At 64.5% G+C, this 17814-nt stretch carries 20 protein-coding genes and 1 pseudogene; 15 read left to right on the top strand and 6 right to left on the bottom strand.

The features are described from left to right. Nucleotides 1-6: 6 nt before the first annotated feature. Nucleotides 7-1665, bottom strand: a complete 1659-nt coding sequence (locus ACTDXD_RS14415; RefSeq protein ID WP_440123018.1) for an acyl-CoA synthetase — start codon at nucleotides 1663-1665, stop codon at nucleotides 7-9. A 77-nt stretch (nucleotides 1666-1742) separates the two neighbouring features. Here ACTDXD_RS14415 and ACTDXD_RS14410 point away from each other — a divergent pair, with 77 nt between their 5' ends. Next, a complete protein-coding gene (locus ACTDXD_RS14410; RefSeq protein ID WP_440123017.1) occupies nucleotides 1743-2609 on the top strand; it encodes a crotonase/enoyl-CoA hydratase family protein in 867 nt (288 codons plus the stop codon). Between the two features lie 7 nt (nucleotides 2610-2616). On the opposite strand, the gene ACTDXD_RS14405 is transcribed toward ACTDXD_RS14410, so the two are convergent. Together ACTDXD_RS14405 and ACTDXD_RS14400 are read right to left on the bottom strand one after the other, a co-directional pair. Beyond that, nucleotides 2617-3486 (bottom strand): class II glutamine amidotransferase, encoded by an 870-nt coding sequence (locus tag ACTDXD_RS14405; RefSeq protein WP_440123016.1) that lies wholly within the window; start codon nucleotides 3484-3486, stop codon nucleotides 2617-2619. Nucleotides 3487-3570: 84 nt separating this feature from the next. Next, on the bottom strand, nucleotides 3571-4608 hold the full coding sequence (locus ACTDXD_RS14400) for an LLM class F420-dependent oxidoreductase (protein WP_440123015.1): 1038 nt from the start codon (nucleotides 4606-4608) through the stop codon (nucleotides 3571-3573). Nucleotides 4609-4698: 90 nt separating this feature from the next. Between ACTDXD_RS14400 and ACTDXD_RS14395 the strand changes: the two genes are divergently transcribed. From ACTDXD_RS14395 to ACTDXD_RS14360, 8 genes are all read left to right on the top strand, one after another. Continuing rightward, entirely contained in the window at nucleotides 4699-5673 is a 975-nt protein-coding gene (locus tag ACTDXD_RS14395) for a Zn-ribbon domain-containing OB-fold protein (protein ID WP_440123014.1), read from the top strand. Nucleotides 5674-5686: 13 nt separating this feature from the next. Next, nucleotides 5687-6748 (top strand): thiolase domain-containing protein, encoded by a 1062-nt coding sequence (locus ACTDXD_RS14390; RefSeq protein ID WP_440123013.1) that lies wholly within the window; start codon nucleotides 5687-5689, stop codon nucleotides 6746-6748. Further along, the gene (locus ACTDXD_RS14385) at nucleotides 6748-7923 is read left to right on the top strand and encodes a thiolase domain-containing protein (RefSeq protein WP_440123012.1); all 1176 of its coding nucleotides are present in this window, start codon (nucleotides 6748-6750) and stop codon (nucleotides 7921-7923) included. Before ACTDXD_RS14390 ends, ACTDXD_RS14385 begins: the two co-directional genes overlap by 1 nt. Nucleotides 7924-7935: 12 nt before the next feature. Further along, the gene (locus ACTDXD_RS14380; RefSeq protein ID WP_440127651.1) at nucleotides 7936-8832 is read left to right on the top strand and encodes a TIGR03619 family F420-dependent LLM class oxidoreductase; all 897 of its coding nucleotides are present in this window, start codon (nucleotides 7936-7938) and stop codon (nucleotides 8830-8832) included. Next, entirely contained in the window at nucleotides 8829-9242 is a 414-nt protein-coding gene (locus ACTDXD_RS14375; RefSeq protein ID WP_440123011.1) for a nuclear transport factor 2 family protein, read from the top strand. Before ACTDXD_RS14380 ends, ACTDXD_RS14375 begins: the two co-directional genes overlap by 4 nt. 9 nt (nucleotides 9243-9251) lie before the next feature. After that, a complete protein-coding gene (locus tag ACTDXD_RS14370) occupies nucleotides 9252-9824 on the top strand; it encodes a nucleotidyltransferase family protein (RefSeq protein WP_440123010.1) in 573 nt (190 codons plus the stop codon). Between the two features lie 78 nt (nucleotides 9825-9902). After that, complete coding sequence (locus ACTDXD_RS14365; protein WP_440123009.1) at nucleotides 9903-10514, top strand: TetR/AcrR family transcriptional regulator; 612 nt, start codon at nucleotides 9903-9905, stop codon at nucleotides 10512-10514. Then, on the top strand, nucleotides 10498-11226 hold the full coding sequence (locus ACTDXD_RS14360) for a YqeB family protein (RefSeq protein ID WP_440123008.1): 729 nt from the start codon (nucleotides 10498-10500) through the stop codon (nucleotides 11224-11226). The genes ACTDXD_RS14365 and ACTDXD_RS14360 overlap by 17 nt, the downstream gene beginning before the upstream one ends. A gap of 228 nt (nucleotides 11227-11454) precedes the next feature. Here ACTDXD_RS14360 and ACTDXD_RS14355 read toward each other — a convergent pair whose 3' ends face one another. Beyond that, on the bottom strand, nucleotides 11455-11925 hold the full coding sequence (locus tag ACTDXD_RS14355; protein WP_440123007.1) for an NUDIX domain-containing protein: 471 nt from the start codon (nucleotides 11923-11925) through the stop codon (nucleotides 11455-11457). Nucleotides 11926-12120: 195 nt separating this feature from the next. On the opposite strand from ACTDXD_RS14355, the gene ACTDXD_RS14350 reads away from it, so the two are divergent. Next, nucleotides 12121-12417, top strand: coding sequence for a DUF6191 domain-containing protein (locus tag ACTDXD_RS14350; RefSeq protein ID WP_440123006.1), 297 nt, complete (start codon nucleotides 12121-12123; stop codon nucleotides 12415-12417). Between the two features lie 361 nt (nucleotides 12418-12778). Then, on the top strand, nucleotides 12779-13636 hold the full coding sequence (locus tag ACTDXD_RS14345) for an LLM class flavin-dependent oxidoreductase (RefSeq protein ID WP_440123005.1): 858 nt from the start codon (nucleotides 12779-12781) through the stop codon (nucleotides 13634-13636). On the opposite strand, the pseudogene ACTDXD_RS14340 reads toward ACTDXD_RS14345, so the two are convergent. Beyond that, nucleotides 13586-13845, bottom strand: a pseudogene (locus ACTDXD_RS14340) (hypothetical protein); the annotation flags it as partial. The gene ACTDXD_RS14345 and the pseudogene ACTDXD_RS14340 overlap by 51 nt on opposite strands. Before the next feature lie 744 nt (nucleotides 13846-14589). On the opposite strand from ACTDXD_RS14340, the gene ACTDXD_RS14335 reads away from it, so the two are divergent. From ACTDXD_RS14335 to ACTDXD_RS14320, 4 genes are all read left to right on the top strand, one after another. Beyond that, nucleotides 14590-14823, top strand: coding sequence for a FitA-like ribbon-helix-helix domain-containing protein (locus ACTDXD_RS14335; RefSeq protein ID WP_440123004.1), 234 nt, complete (start codon nucleotides 14590-14592; stop codon nucleotides 14821-14823). Next, complete coding sequence (locus tag ACTDXD_RS14330) at nucleotides 14820-15239, top strand: type II toxin-antitoxin system VapC family toxin (RefSeq protein ID WP_440123003.1); 420 nt, start codon at nucleotides 14820-14822, stop codon at nucleotides 15237-15239. Before ACTDXD_RS14335 ends, ACTDXD_RS14330 begins: the two co-directional genes overlap by 4 nt. A 159-nt stretch (nucleotides 15240-15398) precedes the next feature. Further along, the gene (locus ACTDXD_RS14325; protein ID WP_440123002.1) at nucleotides 15399-15581 is read left to right on the top strand and encodes a hypothetical protein; all 183 of its coding nucleotides are present in this window, start codon (nucleotides 15399-15401) and stop codon (nucleotides 15579-15581) included. After that, nucleotides 15566-16285: a hypothetical protein gene (locus tag ACTDXD_RS14320; RefSeq protein WP_440123001.1), complete on the top strand. Its 720-nt coding sequence runs from the start codon at nucleotides 15566-15568 to the stop codon at nucleotides 16283-16285. The genes ACTDXD_RS14325 and ACTDXD_RS14320 overlap by 16 nt, the downstream gene beginning before the upstream one ends. A 143-nt stretch (nucleotides 16286-16428) precedes the next feature. Here ACTDXD_RS14320 and ACTDXD_RS14315 read toward each other — a convergent pair whose 3' ends face one another. Beyond that, nucleotides 16429-17682 carry a cytochrome P450 gene (locus tag ACTDXD_RS14315; RefSeq protein ID WP_440123000.1) on the bottom strand — a complete coding sequence of 418 codons (1254 nt, stop codon included), beginning with the start codon at nucleotides 17680-17682 and terminating at the stop codon, nucleotides 16429-16431. Nucleotides 17683-17814 lie beyond the last annotated feature (132 nt).

Genomic DNA, 17814 nt, shown 5'->3' with positions numbered 1-17814 from the left:
GTCCTTCTAGTTCGCCGCGACGAGGCCGCCGCTGCTGTACATGTCGTCTGCAGGACGGGCTTCTGCCTGCTCTTTCGCCCAGCGATAGTCGGGCTTTCCGGCAGGCGACCGCTTGATCTCGTCGGTGAACCAGACACTGCGTGGCACCTTGTAGCCGGCAATCGACGCGCGCGCCGATTCCACGAGATCGGCCAGTGCGGGACGACTTCCGCCCCGTGTCGCGACGACTGCCGCAACACGCTGCCCGAACCGCTCGTCGGGGACACCGATCACGAGCACGTCGAAGACGTCCGGGTGGGCCTTGAGCGCGGCCTCGACCTCTTCCGGATAGATCTTCTCGCCGCCGCTGTTGATCGATGAGGAGCCTCGGCCGAGCATCGTGACCGTGCCGTCGGGTTCGATCTGCGCGTAATCACCCGGGATCGAGTACCGCACACCGTTGTATTCGCGGAACGTCGCTTCGGTCTTCGCCTGATCGTTGTAGTACCCGAGCGGGATGTGTCCCTTGCGGGCGAGCAGACCGACCTTGCCGTCGCCGGGCTGCAGCGGGTTGCCGTCCTCGTCCAGTACCGAGGTCGCTGCGTCGATCTTCACGGTGGGGGCGCCGGTATGGGCCTGCCCCTTCGCGACGACGCCGATGCCTGAGAACCCCGTCTCGGAGGAGCCGATGGAGTCGGAGATCATGCAGTTCGGGAGCAGTTCGAGGAATCGTTCCTTGAGCGCAGGGGAGAACAGCGCCGCACTGGACCCCATGAAGTACATGGACGAGAGGTCATATGGCTTACCGGTTTTCGGGTTCCCCTCTTCGAGTGCATCGATCATGGGGCGGCCCATTGCGTCGCCGGTGATGAAGATGACGTTGACCTTGTGTTCCTCGATGACGCGCAGCGTGTCGTGGCCGTCGAACTCGGGGTGCATGATCAGCTTGCCGCCACCGAACAACGCCTGTAGCAGCGCCCACTGCGCACCGCCGTGGATCATCGGCGGGATCGGGAAGCGCACCATCACGGGGTTCGCGGCGCCGGTCTTCGCCAGTTCCCACTCGTCACCTACGTACTCACCGGTGAGGAAGTTGATACCGCCGCCGAGGACGCGCCACACGTCTTCCTGCCGCCACATCACGCCTTTCGGCTTGCCGGTGGTGCCGCCGGTGTAGAGCATGTACAGGTCGTCGGGGCTGCGTTCCCCGAAGTCACGCTCCGGGGAAGTCTGCGCGAGCGCCTGCTCGTAGTCGACTCCCCCGTAGCCGGAGTAGTCGAGCCCGGTTTCGTCGTCGACGACGAGCGACGTCTTCACCAGCGGTGTAGTCGGCAGCACGTTCGCGACCTTGTCGGCATACCGGCGCTCGTGGATGAGCGCCACCATGTCCGAATCCTCGAAGATGTGCTGCAACTCGTTCTCGACGTACCGGAAGTTGATGTTGACCACTACCGCCCGGATCTTGAACACCGCGATCATCGCCTCGACGGCCTCGATGGTGTTGCGCGAGTAGATGCCCACCTTGTCGCCGGGCGCGACACCCTCTTCCTGCAGGTAGTGCCCGAGGCGGTTGGTCCGCTCCTCCAGCTGCGCATAGGTGAGTTCGCGACCGTCCGACGCAAGTGCGACACGGTCGGGGACGAGATCGATGGCGTGCTCTACGAGGTCTGCGATATTAAGGGCCACGCCATCAAAATAGAACGTGTTATCGTTTCTGACAAGACCCGAACTGAGAGCCAGCTCACAACACTTCAGGAGTTCCAGTGCCCCCTACCGCCCCTACCGGCGCTGCCGAGAATTCGGACGTTTCGGAGCGTGCTCCGCACTGCCTCGTCGAGCAACGCGGACATACCCTGATCGTCACCATGAATCGGCCCGAAGCACGAAATGCACTGTCGGGCGAGATGATGGCGATCATGACCGAGGCGTGGGACCGCGTCGACAACGACCCCGAGATCCGTGTCGCGATCCTCACCGGCGCAGGCGGCGCATTCTGCGCTGGCGCCGATCTCAAAGACATGAACAAGTCCGCACCCGGCGACAAGTTCGAACGGGGCGAGCGCAGCGACGGGACAGGCAACGGCGGCGGCTGGGACCTGTCTCGCCTGCCCGCTCTGCTCAAGGGACGGAGACTGACAAAGCCCCTCATCGCGGCGGTCGAGGGCCCCGCCATCGCAGGCGGCACCGAGATCCTTCAGGCTACCGACATACGCGTCGCCGGAGAGAGCGCGAAGTTCGGCGTATCCGAAGCAAAGTGGGGCCTGTTCCCGCTCGGCGGTTCGGCGGTGCGCCTCGTCCGTCAGATCCCGTACACGATCGCCGCCGACATCCTGCTCACCGGGCGGCACCTGTTGGCACCCGAAGCCAAGGAGATCGGACTCATCGGGCACGTGGTCGAGGACGGCCAGGCTCTCGGTAGGGCGCTCGAGATCGCCGACACGATCTCCGCCAACGGGCCCGTCGCGGTTCAGGCAATCCTCGAAACCATCCGCCGCTCCGAGGGACTCCACGAAGAAGAAGCCTTCCGTATCGACGCCGAACTCGGTGCTGCCGTATTCAAGAGCGCCGACGCGAAGGAAGGGCCTCGCGCCTTCGTCGAGAAGCGAGCGCCGAAATTCACCGGTGCCTGACGGGAATTCACCTGCCGCGCTGTGAGGCCGCTGCGCGCTGGTCCAGTTCCGCCAACGTGATCGGATGCGCCGGAGGGGCATCGAGCACAACGCTGCGGACAGTGCTCAGGTGATCGTCGACGTGCAGTAGCTCGCCGGGGTTCAGCGCCGACCAGTGCGGGTCTTCGTCCATTCTCTCGCTGGCAACCACCACGGCCGGATACTGCGCGAGGTGCCCTGCCTGCACACGCACGGTGCCTGCAGTACCGCCGTGGTCGAGGCGACGATCACCCTGGGCGCCTCCGCCCGGACGTTCGAGTACCCACAGTTCGTGTGTATCCGGGTATCGCAACGCCCAGAGCTCGGTGGCGGTCGTCAGGATGACGTTGAGAGCGAAGATCGGGAGGTTCTCGGCAGCCCACTGTGCTGCGGCGGTGAGGCCGGCCGTCACGTCCCCGTCGTGCTCGTCGATGCGTCGGGTGACGAGCGCGAAGAACCGCTCCGAATCCGTGTCGCCCTGCACGAGACCCCTGTATGACCCGAGCTCCGCGTCCAGCCGGTCGAGATCGCCGAGAACGCCGTTGTGCGCGAACAACCGTCTGTTCTGCTCGAACGGATGTGTGTTGCGCGGGGCGAGTCCGCCCGTGGACGCGTACCGGATATGAGCGAGAAACGTCCGCGAAGACCGCTCTCTGGCTTCCGTGGCGAATGCTCGATCCTCGTACGCGGCCATCGGTTGCTTCTCCACGAGGGGTTCGTCGCTGTCGGTGAACGTGCCGAGACCCGTGCCGTCCGGCTCGCGACGGCTCTGGCGAGCCAGAGAATCGGAAGCGTCGAGCAGCCAGAAGGTCGCGTGTACGCGGTGCGGTGCAGCACTGAGCGCGAACAGTCGGCACATGCGGACCCCCTCGCCACGGAACTCCGGATGGCTCGAGGATAGGTCAGACCCGCGTACCGCGAGACGGAAACGGATGCAGAGCAGTCAGCCCAGTACGACGTCGGCCAGCGACTGCACGTGCTCGGCGTCGCGGCACGACACCAGGAGCATCGTCACTCCCGCGTCTTCCCACCGCTTGACCCCCGCACGCACCTCGTCGCGATTGCCCACGATCATCGTCTCGGTGACCATCTCGTCGGGAATCGCCGCAGCCGCCTCGTCCTTACGTCCGGAGCGGAACAGTTCGGTGACCTCGTCGACCACTTCGCCGTATCCCATCCGGCGGTAGACCTGCGCGTGGAAGTTCAACTCGGGAGCACCCATTCCGCCGACGTAGAGCGCGGTGACCGGTTTCATTCCGGCGATCGTCGCGGCCCGGTCGTCGGTCACCACCACCTGGCAGGTCGCCGCGATCTCGAAGTCCTCACGAGTGCGACGCGCTCCCGGACGGGCGAATCCTTCGTCGAGCCATTCGTTGTACATCGGCGCGAGGCGCGGGGAGTAGTAGATCGCGAGCCAGCCGTCGGCGATCTCGGCGGTGAGCGCGACGTTTTTCGGTCCTTCGGCTCCGAGCCAGATCGGGATGTCGGGACGGAGCGGATGCGTGATGGGCTTGAGTGGTTTACCGAGCCCCGTCGCCCCTTCCTGCGAGTACGGCAGCGGATAGTGCGGACCCGCGCTGGTGACGGGTTCCTTCCGCGCGAGAACATCGCGGATGATCGACACGTACTCGCGGGTCCGGGCCAGCGGTTTCGTGAACGGTTGCCCGTACCAGCCTTCGACGACCTGCGGTCCGGATACCCCCAGACCGAGGATGTGCCGACCACCGGAAAGATGATCGAGGGTGAGCGCGTGCATCGCGCAACTCGTCGGGGTTCGGGCCGAGATCTGCACAACCGACGTCCCGAGGCGCACTCGCTCGGTCGCCGATCCCCACCATGCGAGCGGAGTGAACGCATCGGATCCCCACGATTCGGCCGCGAAGACCGCGTCGAACCCCGCAGCCTCCGCGGCAGTAACGAGTTCCGGTCCGTTGGCCGGAGGTTGCGCGCCCCAATATCCCAACTGAAGTCCCAGTTCCATTGCACGCCTTTCAGGTCGGATGACTGGCCATGCCGCGCTGTTCACACGCTACTCTTGCCAGCGACATTAGAACCTGTTCTACTCGAAGATGTGAGTCTGGGAAAGAGCGCGGTCGTCGAACCGCCACTGAGAGCCCCGTTGAATCTTCAGTTCGACTACACCCGGTCCACCGGGCCTGCCGTCGGTGCATTCGTCACCGGTTTGCGCGACGGGCGGATCGTCGGCGCACGTGGTTCGGACGGGCGAGTGCTCGTCCCTCCCCCGGAATACGACGCGATCACCCACGAGCCGCTCGTCGATTTCGTCGAGTCGGGGCAGACCGGCACCGTGGTGAGCTGGACGTGGAATCCCGAGCCTCTGCCCGGGCAGCCGTTCGACCGCCCGTTCGCGTGGGCTCTGATCCGGCTCGACGGTGCGGACTCGTCGCTACTGCACGCCGTCGACGTCCCTTCTCCCGACGACATGAGCACCGGCATGCGGGTGCGCGTCCGATGGGCGGACGAGCGGGTGGGCGACATCCACGACATCGTCGCGTTCGAGCCGGGCGAGGCCGAGGCAGCACCCGCTGCCGACGCCGACACCGAGCCGGTAGGCATGATCGTCACGCCCCTCGACCTGCACTACACGCACACGGCGTCTCCCGAGGAATCGTGGTACCTGCGCGGATTGAAGGAAGGGAAGCTCGTCGGCGGGCGAACCGGGCCCGGGGGCAAGGTGTACGTTCCGCCGCGAGGTGCAAGCCCCACCGACGGCGTTCCGACGAAGGAACACGTCGAGCTGTCCGACAAGGGCATCGTCACCACGTTCTGCATCGTGAATGTTCCGTTCATGGGCCAGCAGATCAAACCCCCGTACGTCGCCGCATATGTGTTGCTCGACGGCGCCGACATTCCCTTCCTGCACCTGATCCTCGAGTGCGATGCCGCAGAGGTCCGTATGGGCATGCGCGTCGAAGCGAAATGGCGACCGCAGGAGGAATGGGACTACACCCTCAGGAACATCGAATACTTCCGTCCCACCGGCGAACCCGACGCCGACTTCGACACTTTCAAACACCACCTCTAGGAGCCGCGGAATCATGACAGACATTGCAGTCGTCGGCTTCGCGCACGCTCCACACGTCCGCGAAACGCACGGCACCACCAACGGTGTCGAAATGCTCGTGCCCTGCTTCCAGGAGCTCTACGGCGAGCTCGGAATCACCAAGTCCGACATCGGTTTCTGGTGCTCCGGTTCGTCCGACTACCTCGCAGGTCGCTCGTTCTCGTTCATCTCGGCCATCGACGCGATCGGTGCAGTTCCCCCGATCAACGAGTCGCACGTCGAGATGGACGCAGCGTGGGCCCTCTACGAGGCCTGGGTAAAGCTCATCACCGGTGAGGTCGACACCGCGCTCGTATACGGGTTCGGCAAGTCGTCGGCCGGCACGTTGCGGCGCGTCCTCTCGCTCCAGCTCGATCCTTATCTCGTCGCACCGCTCGGCCTCGACGCCGTGTCGCTCGCCGGATTGCAGGCACGGATCGGACTCGACTCCGGCAAGTGGACCGCGGAGCAGATGGCCGAGGTCGCCGTCCAGGCACGCGCGGCAGCGAAAAGCAGGCCCGACGCCCAGATCAGCGGCGATGTCACCGTCGAGGAATTGCTCGCGACACCGTACGTCGCCGACCCGTTGCGCCGTCACGACTGCGCCCCCGTCACCGACGGCGCTGCCGCGATCATCCTGGCGTCCGGCGACCGCGCGCGGGAACTGTGTGAGAACCCCGCGTGGATCACAGGGATCGAGCATCGCATCGACTCCCCGAATTTCGGAGCCGCCGATCTGACGTCCGCGCCGTCCGCACGCGCTGCCGCTGCGGCTGCCACCGGCGGTGACATCTCCTTCGACCTCGCCGAGCTGCACGCACCGTTCACCCACCAGGAGTTGATCCTGCGTGAGGAGATCGGATTGAACGGCAACACTGCGATCAATCCGTCGGGTGGTCCGCTGACCGGCAACCCGATGTTCTCCGGTGGGCTCGAGCGTATCGGTTTCGCCGCCAAGGCAATCATGGATGGGAAGGCGGGCAGGGCACTCGCCCACGCCACGGGTGGCGCTGTACTGCAACAGAATCTGGTAGCCGTTCTGGAGGGACGAAACTGATGGCGAAGCAACCTGCAGCTGTCCTCGGAACCGGACAGACCCACTACGTCGCGAAGCGGCACGATGTCTCGATGGCAGGACTCGTCCGCGAAGCAATCGACCGAGCCATGGCCGACGCCCATGTGGGCTGGGACGACATCGACGCGGTCGTGATCGGGAAAGCTCCCGATCTGTTCGAAGGCGCGATGATGCCCGAACTGGCGATGGCCGACGCGATCGGCGCAACCGGCAGGCCTTTGCTGCGCGTTCACACCGCCGGCTCCGTGGGCGGTTCCACCGCCAATGTCGCTACGAGTCTCGTCCAGGCGGGTATCCACCGGCGCGTACTTGCGGTCGCGTGGGAGAAACAGTCCGAATCCAATGCGATGTGGGCGCTGTCCACGCCCGTCCCGTTCACCATGCCGGTCGGTGCAGGCGCAGGTGGCTACTTCGCGCCCCACGTCCGCTCGTACATCCGTCGCTCCGGGGCACCCGAACACGTCGGCTCGATGGTCGCTGTGAAAGATCGTCTCAACGGCGCGAAGAACCCGTACGCCCACCTCAAGCAGCCCGACATCACCCTCGAGAAGGTGCAGGCGTCGCAGATGCTGTGGGATCCCATCCGCTACGACGAAACGTGCCCGTCCTCTGACGGTGCATGCGCCGTGGTGCTCGGCGACGCCGACAGCGCTGCCGCAGCCGAGGCGGACGGGCGCACCGTCGCGTGGATCCACGCGACCGCGATGCGCACCGAACCGACCACCTACGCCGGCCGCGACCAGGTGAACCCCGAAGCAGGCCGGATCGCTGCCGCAGCACTGTGGAAGCAGGCCGGGATCACCGACCCGCTCACCGAAATCGACTGCGCCGAGATCTACGTCCCGTTCTCGTGGTTCGAACCGATGTGGCTCGAGAACCTCGGGTTCGCCCCGGAAGGTGGCGGGTGGAAACTCACCGAGGCAGGAGAAACTGCAATCGGGGGGCAACTTCCGGTCAATATGTCCGGCGGCGTCCTGTCGTCGAACCCGATCGGCGCGTCGGGCATGATCCGCTTCGCAGAGGCGGCGATCCAGGTCATGGGTAAGGCCGGAGAACATCAGGTCGACGGCGCACGCAAAGCACTCGGACACGCGTACGGTGGTGGCTCGCAGTACTTCTCGATGTGGGTCGTCGGGTCCGAGAAGCCGGCGAACTAGGAGTATGTCATGGTGAAGTTCACCGTCGGCGTCGCGATGACACCACTGGATCAGCTCGCGGGGATCGCGAAGACCGCCGAGGAATGCGGCTTTTCGTCGATCGCATTGCCGGATTCGTTGTTCTACATGGAGAAGCAGACCGTCGACTATCCTTACACGCCGGACGGGTCGCGGATGTGGACGGCGGACACACCCTGGGTGGACCCGCTCATCGCCGCAGCTGCGATGGGGGCAGCTACGTCGACGATCGAGTTCTACACACAGGTCCTCAAACTCGGCTCCCGCAATCCGGTACTGCTCGCCCGTCAGGTCGGTTCGGTCGCGAACCTCACGAACAACCGGTTCGGGCTCGGCGTCGGGATCGGCTGGGCACCAGAAGAATTCGAATGGTGCGGCGTTCCCTACGCGCGACGCGGAAAACGTGTCGACGAAATGATCGATGTACTGAAGCTGATCCTCGGTGGTGGCATGGTCGAGCACCACGGTGAGTTCTACGATTTCGATCGCCTGCAGATGAGCCCGGCCCCGAGCAAACCGGTGCCGTTGTACGTCGGTGGCCACACCGACGTGGCGTTGCGCCGGGCCGCGCGGGTCGGCGACGGCTGGACCTCGGCAATGATCAAGTTCGACGATCTCGTCCCCGTGATCGACCGTTTGGGCACCCTGCGCAGCGAATACGGCCGGTCCGACACCCCCTTCGAGATCCAGACGGTGTGCATCGACAAGTTCGGCTCGTCCGGTTACACCGAACTCGCAGACGCGGGGGTCACCGACATCATCGTCGTGCCATGGATATTCGACGGTCACGGATTCGACTCCCCGCTCGAGGCAAAGCAGGAATCGTTGCAAAGGTTCGCCGAGAAGTTCATCCACGCGAAGGGCTTCATCCACGAGAGAGGCACAGCATGAGCGAGGAACATCCCGCACGCGTCGCGGCACGCTCGTCCCAGGCGGCCGCGAGCGGCAAGCGCAAGGACGAATGGCTGGCGCTGTTCGCTGACGACGGATATGTCGAAGATCCTGTCGGACCGTCGGGGTTCGACCCGGAAGGCAAGGGCCATCACGGGACGGAGGCGATCGCGAAGTTCTACGACATGACGATCGCGAACACCGACTCGCTCGAGTTCCTCGTCGACGACGTCCTGGTGTGCGGCGACGAGTGCGTCAACATCGGCACCATTCGCACGACGATGGCCGGCAACATCATCGACGCCGAGGGCGTGTTCGTCTACCGGGTGAACGCCGAAGGCAAGATCGCGTCGCTGCGCGCCTTCTGGGAAGTCGATCGAGCGATGAAGACGCTGCGTCCGGCCCAGTAGAGTCGGACCGTGGTCACTGCCGGAATCGTTCTCGCTGCGGGGGACGGCTCACGGTTGGGTGGTCGGGCGAAAGCCCTGCTACCCCACCGGGGCCGTCCCCTGCTGCATTCCGTCGTCGATGCTCTCGAGCAAGGCGGGTGCGACCGGACGATCGTCGTGACCGGCGCGTACGCCGACGAGGTGGCTGCAGCGTGCCCACCCGGAACAACCCCGGTGTACAACTCCCGATGGGAGATCGGAATGTCGACCTCGCTTCGGTGCGGGGTCGACGCGGCGGCCGGTGCCGACGTGATCGCGCTGACGGTGGTGGATTTCCCCGGCATCAACGCCGAACTCGTACATGCAATCCTGTCGGCGCACGAACCCGGAACCGTGACCTTGCCGGTGTTCGGCGAGCGCCCCGGTCATCCCGTCGTCTTCGACCTGGTCGACGCGGTAGCGGCGGCGCAGCAAGCACGTGGCGACGAGGGCGCGCGATCGTTCCTCTCCCGTAATCGCGACCGGGTGCGGCAGTTGGATTGCGCAGGTCTCGCGGATCCCGGCGACATCGACACCGTCGGCGACTTGCATCGACTGGACTGACATTGTTCTCCTGTCGCTCGGATCGCGCACATGGACGATTAATTGACTTACTAGTCAATTAATTATTATCCTCGGTTCATGGCCCGTACCGTCGACCCCGAACTCCAAGCGCAACGCCGCAATGCCATCACCGATGCGGCCGCCGTGCTCTTTGCCGAACACGGTTACGAAGCAACCCCTGTCACCGCGATCGCGAAAGCCGCGGGCGTCAGTTCGGGCACGGTCTTCCATTACTTCGGCGACAAACGCGGCGTCTTCCGGGCAATCTTCGAGCGCGACCTGCCCGAATCCCGGGCGATGGTCGAACGCTATCGCGACGCCGAGGATCCACTGGAGGCGATTCTCGACCTGGTCGCCGAACTCGTCGAACCCGCCTCCGACCCACTCGCCGCGGGCCTCGTGATCGAGGTGATGCGGCAGGTCGCCCACGACCCGCAACTCGCCGTGGTCCTCGACGAGACGGACGCCGTAGTGAGCCGAGGACTCAGCGATCTCCTCCGTCGCGCGCACCACCGGATCGACCCCGCGCTCGACCCGGACGCGACCGCCACCTGGATCCGTGCGATCACGGATTCTGCTTTTCTCTACGCGGACAACCCGTCTGCGGTAGCTCCCGTGGAGACCATGCGGACGGTCATCCACCGCTATCTCACCGGACATCGAAAGGGACCTCATGACGACGATGCGTGACGATGCAACGAAGATCTCCGTCTCCTGGATGATCCCCGCCGTCGTGGCGGCGGCATGCATCCTGGTCGGCATCGGGCTCGGCTTCGCCGCTCCCCCGGTCTGCCGCTGGGCCGTCGACACTCTGCCGACAGTCCCCGGGCCGGTGGAACTTCTCTCCGAGCTGACCACCGCGTGGTCGCTACCGATCCTGACCATCCTCGGGATCGTCGGGGGCGTGGTCCTCGCCATGAGCACCCTCGGCGAATCACTCACCGTCACCGTGGATTCCGACGGTGTACTCCTCGAGCAGGACGACGACGCGCTCTATGTTCCGCGAAACAAGATCGTCGGCGCCCACCTCGATGAGAAAGACCTGGTCCTGACTGACGTCACGCGCCGTGAACTCGCCCGTCGCAAATTCGGCGACCTCGACAAGATCGCCGTCGCCCACGCATTCACCGAGCACGGATACCCCTGGACCGACACGTCACACAACGATGACGAATTCACCCGGTGGATCGACGGTGACCCCAGCCTCGACAGCGAAATCCACGCACTGCTCCGCGAACGACGTACCGCGCTCTCCCGCAAAGATTCCCATGTAGCCGGTCAGCTCCACGGAACGCTCCAGGAGCGCGGCATAGTCGTCCGCGATCGCAAGGAACGCCAGGAATACCGTCGGGTCCCGCTACGCGGAGGCGGTCCTGCCGGATTGCCGGATGGTCATCGGTAACGACGCCGGAAACGCGGTCCATCGGCAGTTCCGAGTGCATTGGTCGGGCAAATCCTGTTCTGAGCCGAGGAAAACGTCGAACAGCAGGAATGGGAACGGACACCGATCCGTTGACGGTGAGGCGCGACGAAGCCGCTCGTCCATGACCGATCCTCGCGCCTTCTCGGCACGAGACCTGGCGACACCACGGAACCAGACCTCAGTCCGTTCACGCCGGACGTGAGTAGTTCAGAATCCGATGCAGTGAAGCGGTGCCAGCCGACCGGCGTGCAGAGCGGCAATCACGAACTCTTCATGCGGGACCATCGGGGTCGGTAATTCTCGCACGTCGAACCATTGCAGCGCCGCTGCCTTCTCACGCTCTATCAGCCGTGGCTCACGTAACCAGCTGCGACATTCGACGAAGAAGTCCACTCGATGATCCTTGTACGAGTGGCCGGGCAACTCCTGGCGATGCAACGAGGTCAGCGCCACGAGATCGTCAGGATCGACCACGACACCGAGCTCCTCGGCACACTCACGAACAGCGGCATCGAAAACCGACTCGCCCCGCTCGACGTGTCCCGCCGCAGCGTGAGCCCAATGTCCGTCCAGGTAGCCAGTGCCCTCCCTCAGTTGGAGCAGGACCTCCTCGCGCCCGACAACGTTGCGACGGAACAGCACATAGACCGCAGGCACGACCTGAAAGCGTTTATTCACGCGCACACGGTAACGGGCGAGGGTGACACCACACCGCGACCGGGCGGGCGGCAGACCCACGATGGCGTTCTCCCGTGCGTCCGAGCACCTCTGGAATCGAGTCCCCTCTGGCATCATCGGTACGGGATTGAACCGGAGTAGACCACACGAACATTGTGCTGGCCAAGGAATCCGCGACATTGAAGGGGATGTTCGATGGAAGCTTTGCTTATCGGTGTGACCGCAATCGTGGTGCTCGTCGGAATCGACCAGGCAGCACTGTGGGCAGAGAGAAGAGGATGGATCTTCTGGCGCAAGAGCAAGCCACGCACGGCCGACGCGGGGAGCGGCACGTTGGGGATGATGGACGAACTGTTTTCCCCCGCGAAGAGGCATGTCACTGAAGAAGTTGTGGGTAAGAGGCACGCTCGAATCGACGTCGCTGTAGGAGACGGCGGATGGATCGATCTCGATAGTGGCCGGGTACGGCTGTCGACGTCCGATCAACCGTAGCCGTGTGTGCAACGGTCTCCGGGGCAGGAACGGTACTCCATGGCCGAAGGCTGTCCTGACGGTTGACCGCCGATGCACGCGAGGTCGGATCGACTATCCGGGTGCCGTGTTCATCTGCACGGTCATCGCTGTTCGTCGGTGTGCGGATGCACGCCACGAGTACCCAGCGGGGCATACACGTCCTCGGTGCGTAATCCTGGGTGTGGGTGACTCATCCAGTTGCAGAACTGATCGTGACGATGATCTTTCTCGTCTCTGCCGACGCCTCGACCGTCACCGTGGGTGCGCTCGTTCGAGTTCCGATGTATGACTGTGCGATAGTCGCGCCACTGGGATAGCTAAGACGAGAATCGAGGAACACATGGCCACCGAAAACTCAGGTGCTGCAACGTCCGAGACGAACACGGTCGCGATCGGATTCGTCTTTCCTCCCAGCCAACCACCCGAACGCCTTCGCGACGCCGCACTCGCCGTGGAGGCCGCCGGCATCGACGAGTTCTGGCTCTGGGAAGACTGCTTCGCGGAGTCCGGCCTGGCTCCCGCCGCCGCGGTGCTCGCCTGGACGGAGCGCATCCGCGTCGGCATCAGCCTCATCCCCGTACCGCTGCGCAATGTGGCCCTGACCGCCATGGAAATCGCCACCCTCGCCCGACTCTTCCCGGACCGGCTGTTGCCCGGCATCGGTCACGGCATCCTCGAGTGGATGGGACAGGCCGGCGTCCGAGCGAAGTCACCGATCACGCTGCTACGCGAATACAGCACTGCGTTGCGGGCGCTGCTCGACGGAGAGACCGTCACGACCCAGGGCCGGTACGTCCAACTCGACGACGTCCGACTCGCGTACCCGCCCGCACTCGTACCGCCGCTACTGATCGGCGCCACCAAACCCAGAACGCTCGCAATCGCGGGTGAACTCGGTGACGGTGTGCTGCTCGGCGGCGGAAACGAGACACCGGACGGGGTGCGGGAAAGTCTGCGCCTGGCCCTGCAGGCTCGCGACGCTCGTGGCCTCGACCGGCCGTTCGAGGTGGTCATGCCGGCGATGGTGCCGGTTGATGCGTCTGCCGACGAGATCGAGGCGACGGTGCGGCCGTATGCGGCGGCCGGTGTCACGCGCGTGACTGTCTGCGGCATCGATGCGGATGGGGCGCCCGACGGCAGTGATCGACTACTGCATCTGGTGGATGTGGTCGCGGAGGTGCGCTCCCGGTTCGCGTAGTGCGCGTGCGGTCGGCCACTCCCGGCTGTACGCCATCCGCACACTGTCCCAATACTCGGCGATCCCGCTGATGAGTCCGTACCCCTGCTCGGCCACCGCGACGACGGACGTCTCGAGGTCACCGACTTCGAAGCACACGTTGCGCACCTCAGGTCGTTGGCCGTCGCCGTGGGCGACCCCGGCTTGTGGTCGGGACTGACGAAGGTCGCGGCTCCAACCGGACCCCTGCGACGTGATGCCGATGTGGTCGAACATTGTACGTGTGCCATGGAATCCCTCCTCCGGTCGTTGTCGTGCCGATTCGATGCTGAGATCTGATCGTTGGAGCCGCCACCGGCGTCGTGGCGGCTACCGGTCGACCTGGAGCTCCCGAACCTGCAGGATGATCGAGCGGAGGCTCCAGAGGATTACCTGCGCGATGCGTCTTCGTGGGACCGGACCGCGAATCGGTCGTCCCTACCGCTTCCAACGCTGCACTCGATCCGACAAGTCAATCGGTAGGAACGTTTCGAATTGCGCTTCTGCACAACACTTTACGATATCAACGTGCACCGACCAGATATCATGTCACGTAGGCGCGAGATTGCCTCTCTCACAATCCAATTCGTCCACGCGTTGGCTCCGGCCATCGGCGAACACGCAGAGATCAGCATGCGACGTCCCATCGAGCACACCGAGCCTCCAGCGGCATCCCGCACAGAGCCGCCGGAGGTCTCGCCGCTGCGTGGGCACGCAGCCGGTTGTCCGTACTGGCACACAGTGGTCGCAATGCGAGTGAACGTCCCAGGTTACCCAGGCCCAAGCGGCGTCCACGTCGACCCACATCCCTGTCCTGGAGGGCCGCTGGAGATGGGATTCGAATTAGGACATACGCATAGTATCCACCACCACGGGCGGTCGAGGATCATCCCAGGTGCTATCGTTCTTGATAGCACTCTGAGGAGGTAGTTCCGATGTCATCCATCGTCGTCCGAGGGCTCGACGAGTCCGTCAAAAAGCGGCTCGCCGCCCAGGCCAAGGAGCACGGCCGCTCCATGGAGGCCGAAGCCCGCGACATTCTCACCAAGGCCACGCGTCGGCCACACATCGGTCTCGCACTCATGCGTGCAGCGCAGGAAGCCGGGGGCGTCGAGGATCTCCCCCTACCCGAGCGCTCCGACGTCGCCCGCGCGGCGGACTTCACGTGATCGTCCTCGACACCAATGTGATCTCCGAGATCTTCCGACCGGAGCCGGAGAGCGTGGTCATCGCGTGGATGGAAGGCCTCACTGGCGAGGTTGCGATCACCGCCATCACTCTCGCCGAACTTCTGGCCGGCGTGCGCCGCCTCCCGAAAGGCCGGCGCAGGTCGACACTGGCCGCGAAGATCGACGCCGCGCTCGAGCCCTACCGAGACACCATGGCGATCCTGCCATTTGACGACGGTGCCGCCGAGCACTACGCCGCCGTCCTCATCAGGCGTGAACAGGCAGGGCTGCCGATCCACACCGCCGACGCCCAGATCGCCGCGATCTGTCTGGCACACGGAGCCACATACGCGACACGGAACACCAAGGATTTCACCGGTACCGGAGTCGAATTGGTCGACCCCTGGTGTGCCTGAATCAGCAACCCTGAGGAGTTCGGGCGCTGGTCACCAGCGCCACGAGGTGCAGCAGAAGGGAGTGGCCGCGTCGATTTCCGGGCGGTACTGCGACACCGAGCAGGTCGTGCATCGTGTCGACAAATGGATTGTGAACCGCGTGCTGGACAATCGCCCGTGATGCCAACAACACTGCGCTCGCCCACGGTCGGCTACGTCCTGGTGCTGATCCCGTTCGTGCTGAGCTTCTTCACCCGATTCGCACCAGGAAGCCTGGCCGGACCACTCGCCGACGAGCTCGATTTCTCCGGTGCCCAACCTGGAGAGGGGTTCTGGCGGCCACCGCGGTGGTGTCGTTGCTGAGTGCGGCGGCGGTACTGATGTTCGTGCGGCATCTTCCGTCTGCGGTGGTGGACCGCACGACGGGTCAGGAGACCAGCACTGGTGTCGGCGCCTTGCTGCGGGATCGCACGCTTATTGCGTTCACACTCGTTGCCGTGGGCACGAACTCGACGTTCTACACCTTCACCAGCCTGTGGGGTACGCCGTTTCTGACCACTACCGGTATGGCATCGGCAACCGCGGCGACCGTGATCTCCGCAGCATTGCTTGTGTATGGACTGACCTCGTTGGCCGTCGGTCGTTTCTCGGATGTACACGGCCGGAAGGCCGCAACGATGGTCGTGGTCAGCGCGGTCGGGGTCGGCGGCTGGATAGCAGTGTTCATCGCTGCGCAACTATCGGGCGCCACAGCGATGGCAACGGTCGGGATGCTGCTGGCCGCGGTCGCGGCCGGCGGCGTCGTCGTGGTGTTCTCGATGGTCAACGACCACACCGGCTCTCGCGGCGGTGCAACCGCACTGGCGGTGGTCAACGGTGCGGTGTTCCTGGTCGTGGCAGTACTCCAGCAGGTCATCGGGTGGCTGGTCGATGCCGGAGACGGTGGGCCGCAGGCCTACGGAATCGGGATCGGACTGGTCGCTGCGATCGCCACCGTCGGCCTCGGATTCGCGGTGCGCGCGGCCGTTGCTACAAGAGTGGTTGAGTCTGCAGATGCATCTCGATGAGCGATGGTCCCGTGTTCCATCGCGCCACAGATCCCTTCCCCTTTCCTACCGCTTCGGAGTGGCCCCGACCAGCGGGTGGCCGGCCGGGCCCCTCGACCGGCGCGACACCCTGCTGGTCGCGACCGGCCTGTCCTCCACCGAGGTCAGTGCTTGACCGGGCACCCACCCTGCGTCTTGTAGTCGACCTGGAATTCCTTGATCCCGTTGAGCCAGCCGGACCGCAGACGATGCGGATCGGAGATCTTGGTGATGTCCGGAATATGGTCCGCGATTGCGTTGAAGATCAGGTCGATCTCCATGCGAGCGAGGTTGGCGCCGAGGCAGTAGTGCGCACCGGTTCCACCGAATGCGAGGTGCGGGTTGGGATCCCGGAGAATGTCGAATTCCCGTGGGTTTTCGAAGACCTCTTCGTCGTTGTTGGCCGATGCGTACAGCATCACGACGCGGTCGCCCTTCTTGATCGCCTGACCACCGAGCTCGGTGTCCTCGAGTGCGGTGCGCTGGAACGAGATAACCGGTGTGGCCCAGCGGATGATCTCGTCGGCAGCCGTCTTCGGACGGTCGCGCTTGAAGATCTCCCACTGCTCCGGATTGTCGAGGAAGGCCGCCATGCCGTGGGAAATTGCATTGCGGGTGGTCTCGTTACCCGCGACGGCGAGAACGATGAAGAAGAATCCGAATTCCTCGGGCGCGAGTTCGTCGCCGTCGATGTCCGCTTCGATGAGGGTGGTGACGATATCGTCCGCCGGATTCGCCTTACGCTCGGCAGCCATCTGGTAGGCGTAGCCGAGGACCTCCATCGAGGCCGCTGCCGGATCGGCGGTGTTGTCCGGATCGTCGTACCCGGTCATCTGATTGGACCACTCGAAGATCTTCGCGCGATCATCCTGGGGCACACCGATGAGATCGGCGATGGCCTGCAGCGGCAGCTCGGCAGCGATCTGGGTGACGAAGTCGCCGCCGCCCTCCTGACATGCCTCGGCAACGATTTTCTTTGCCCGCGAGTTCAATTCGTCGCGCAGACCGTTGATCGCGCGGGGTGTGAATCCACGCGCGACCAGCTTACGCAGCTTGGTGTGCTCGGGCGCGTCCTTGTTGAGCAGGACGTGACGCTGAAGCTCGATGGCCTCTCGCGGCATGTCGTCGTTGAACCGCGGAATCGCAGTGTTCTCCCAGTTGGAGAACACATCGCTCCGGCGGGAGACTTCGCGGACCTCTTCGTGGCGGGACACGACCCAGAAGCCCTCGTCGTGGAAGCCGCTGACATCCGGCGACTTCTTGTTCCACCAGACCGGTGCCGTCCTGCGCAGTTCGGCGAATTCTTCGAACGGCATACGCTCCGCAAAAAGATCGGGATCTGTGAAGTCGATGCCTTCGGGGATGCTGGGCTGTGCCACCACTGAACCTCTCCTGCCCTTGCACGGATACCCGCGCTGTAATGTGGAACACGTTCTAGAATCATTGAAGCACAGCACACGCGGCTCGCCAAGGAAACCGTGCTTCCAAACAGCGAGACCACCTCTTGCACC

The sequence above is a fragment of the Rhodococcus sp. SJ-3 genome, from assembly GCF_051918125.1.
Lineage (GTDB): Bacteria > Actinomycetota > Actinomycetes > Mycobacteriales > Mycobacteriaceae > Rhodococcus.
The sequence above is the reverse complement of the archived record's forward strand: the minus strand, read 5'-3'. Positions and strand labels throughout refer to the sequence as shown.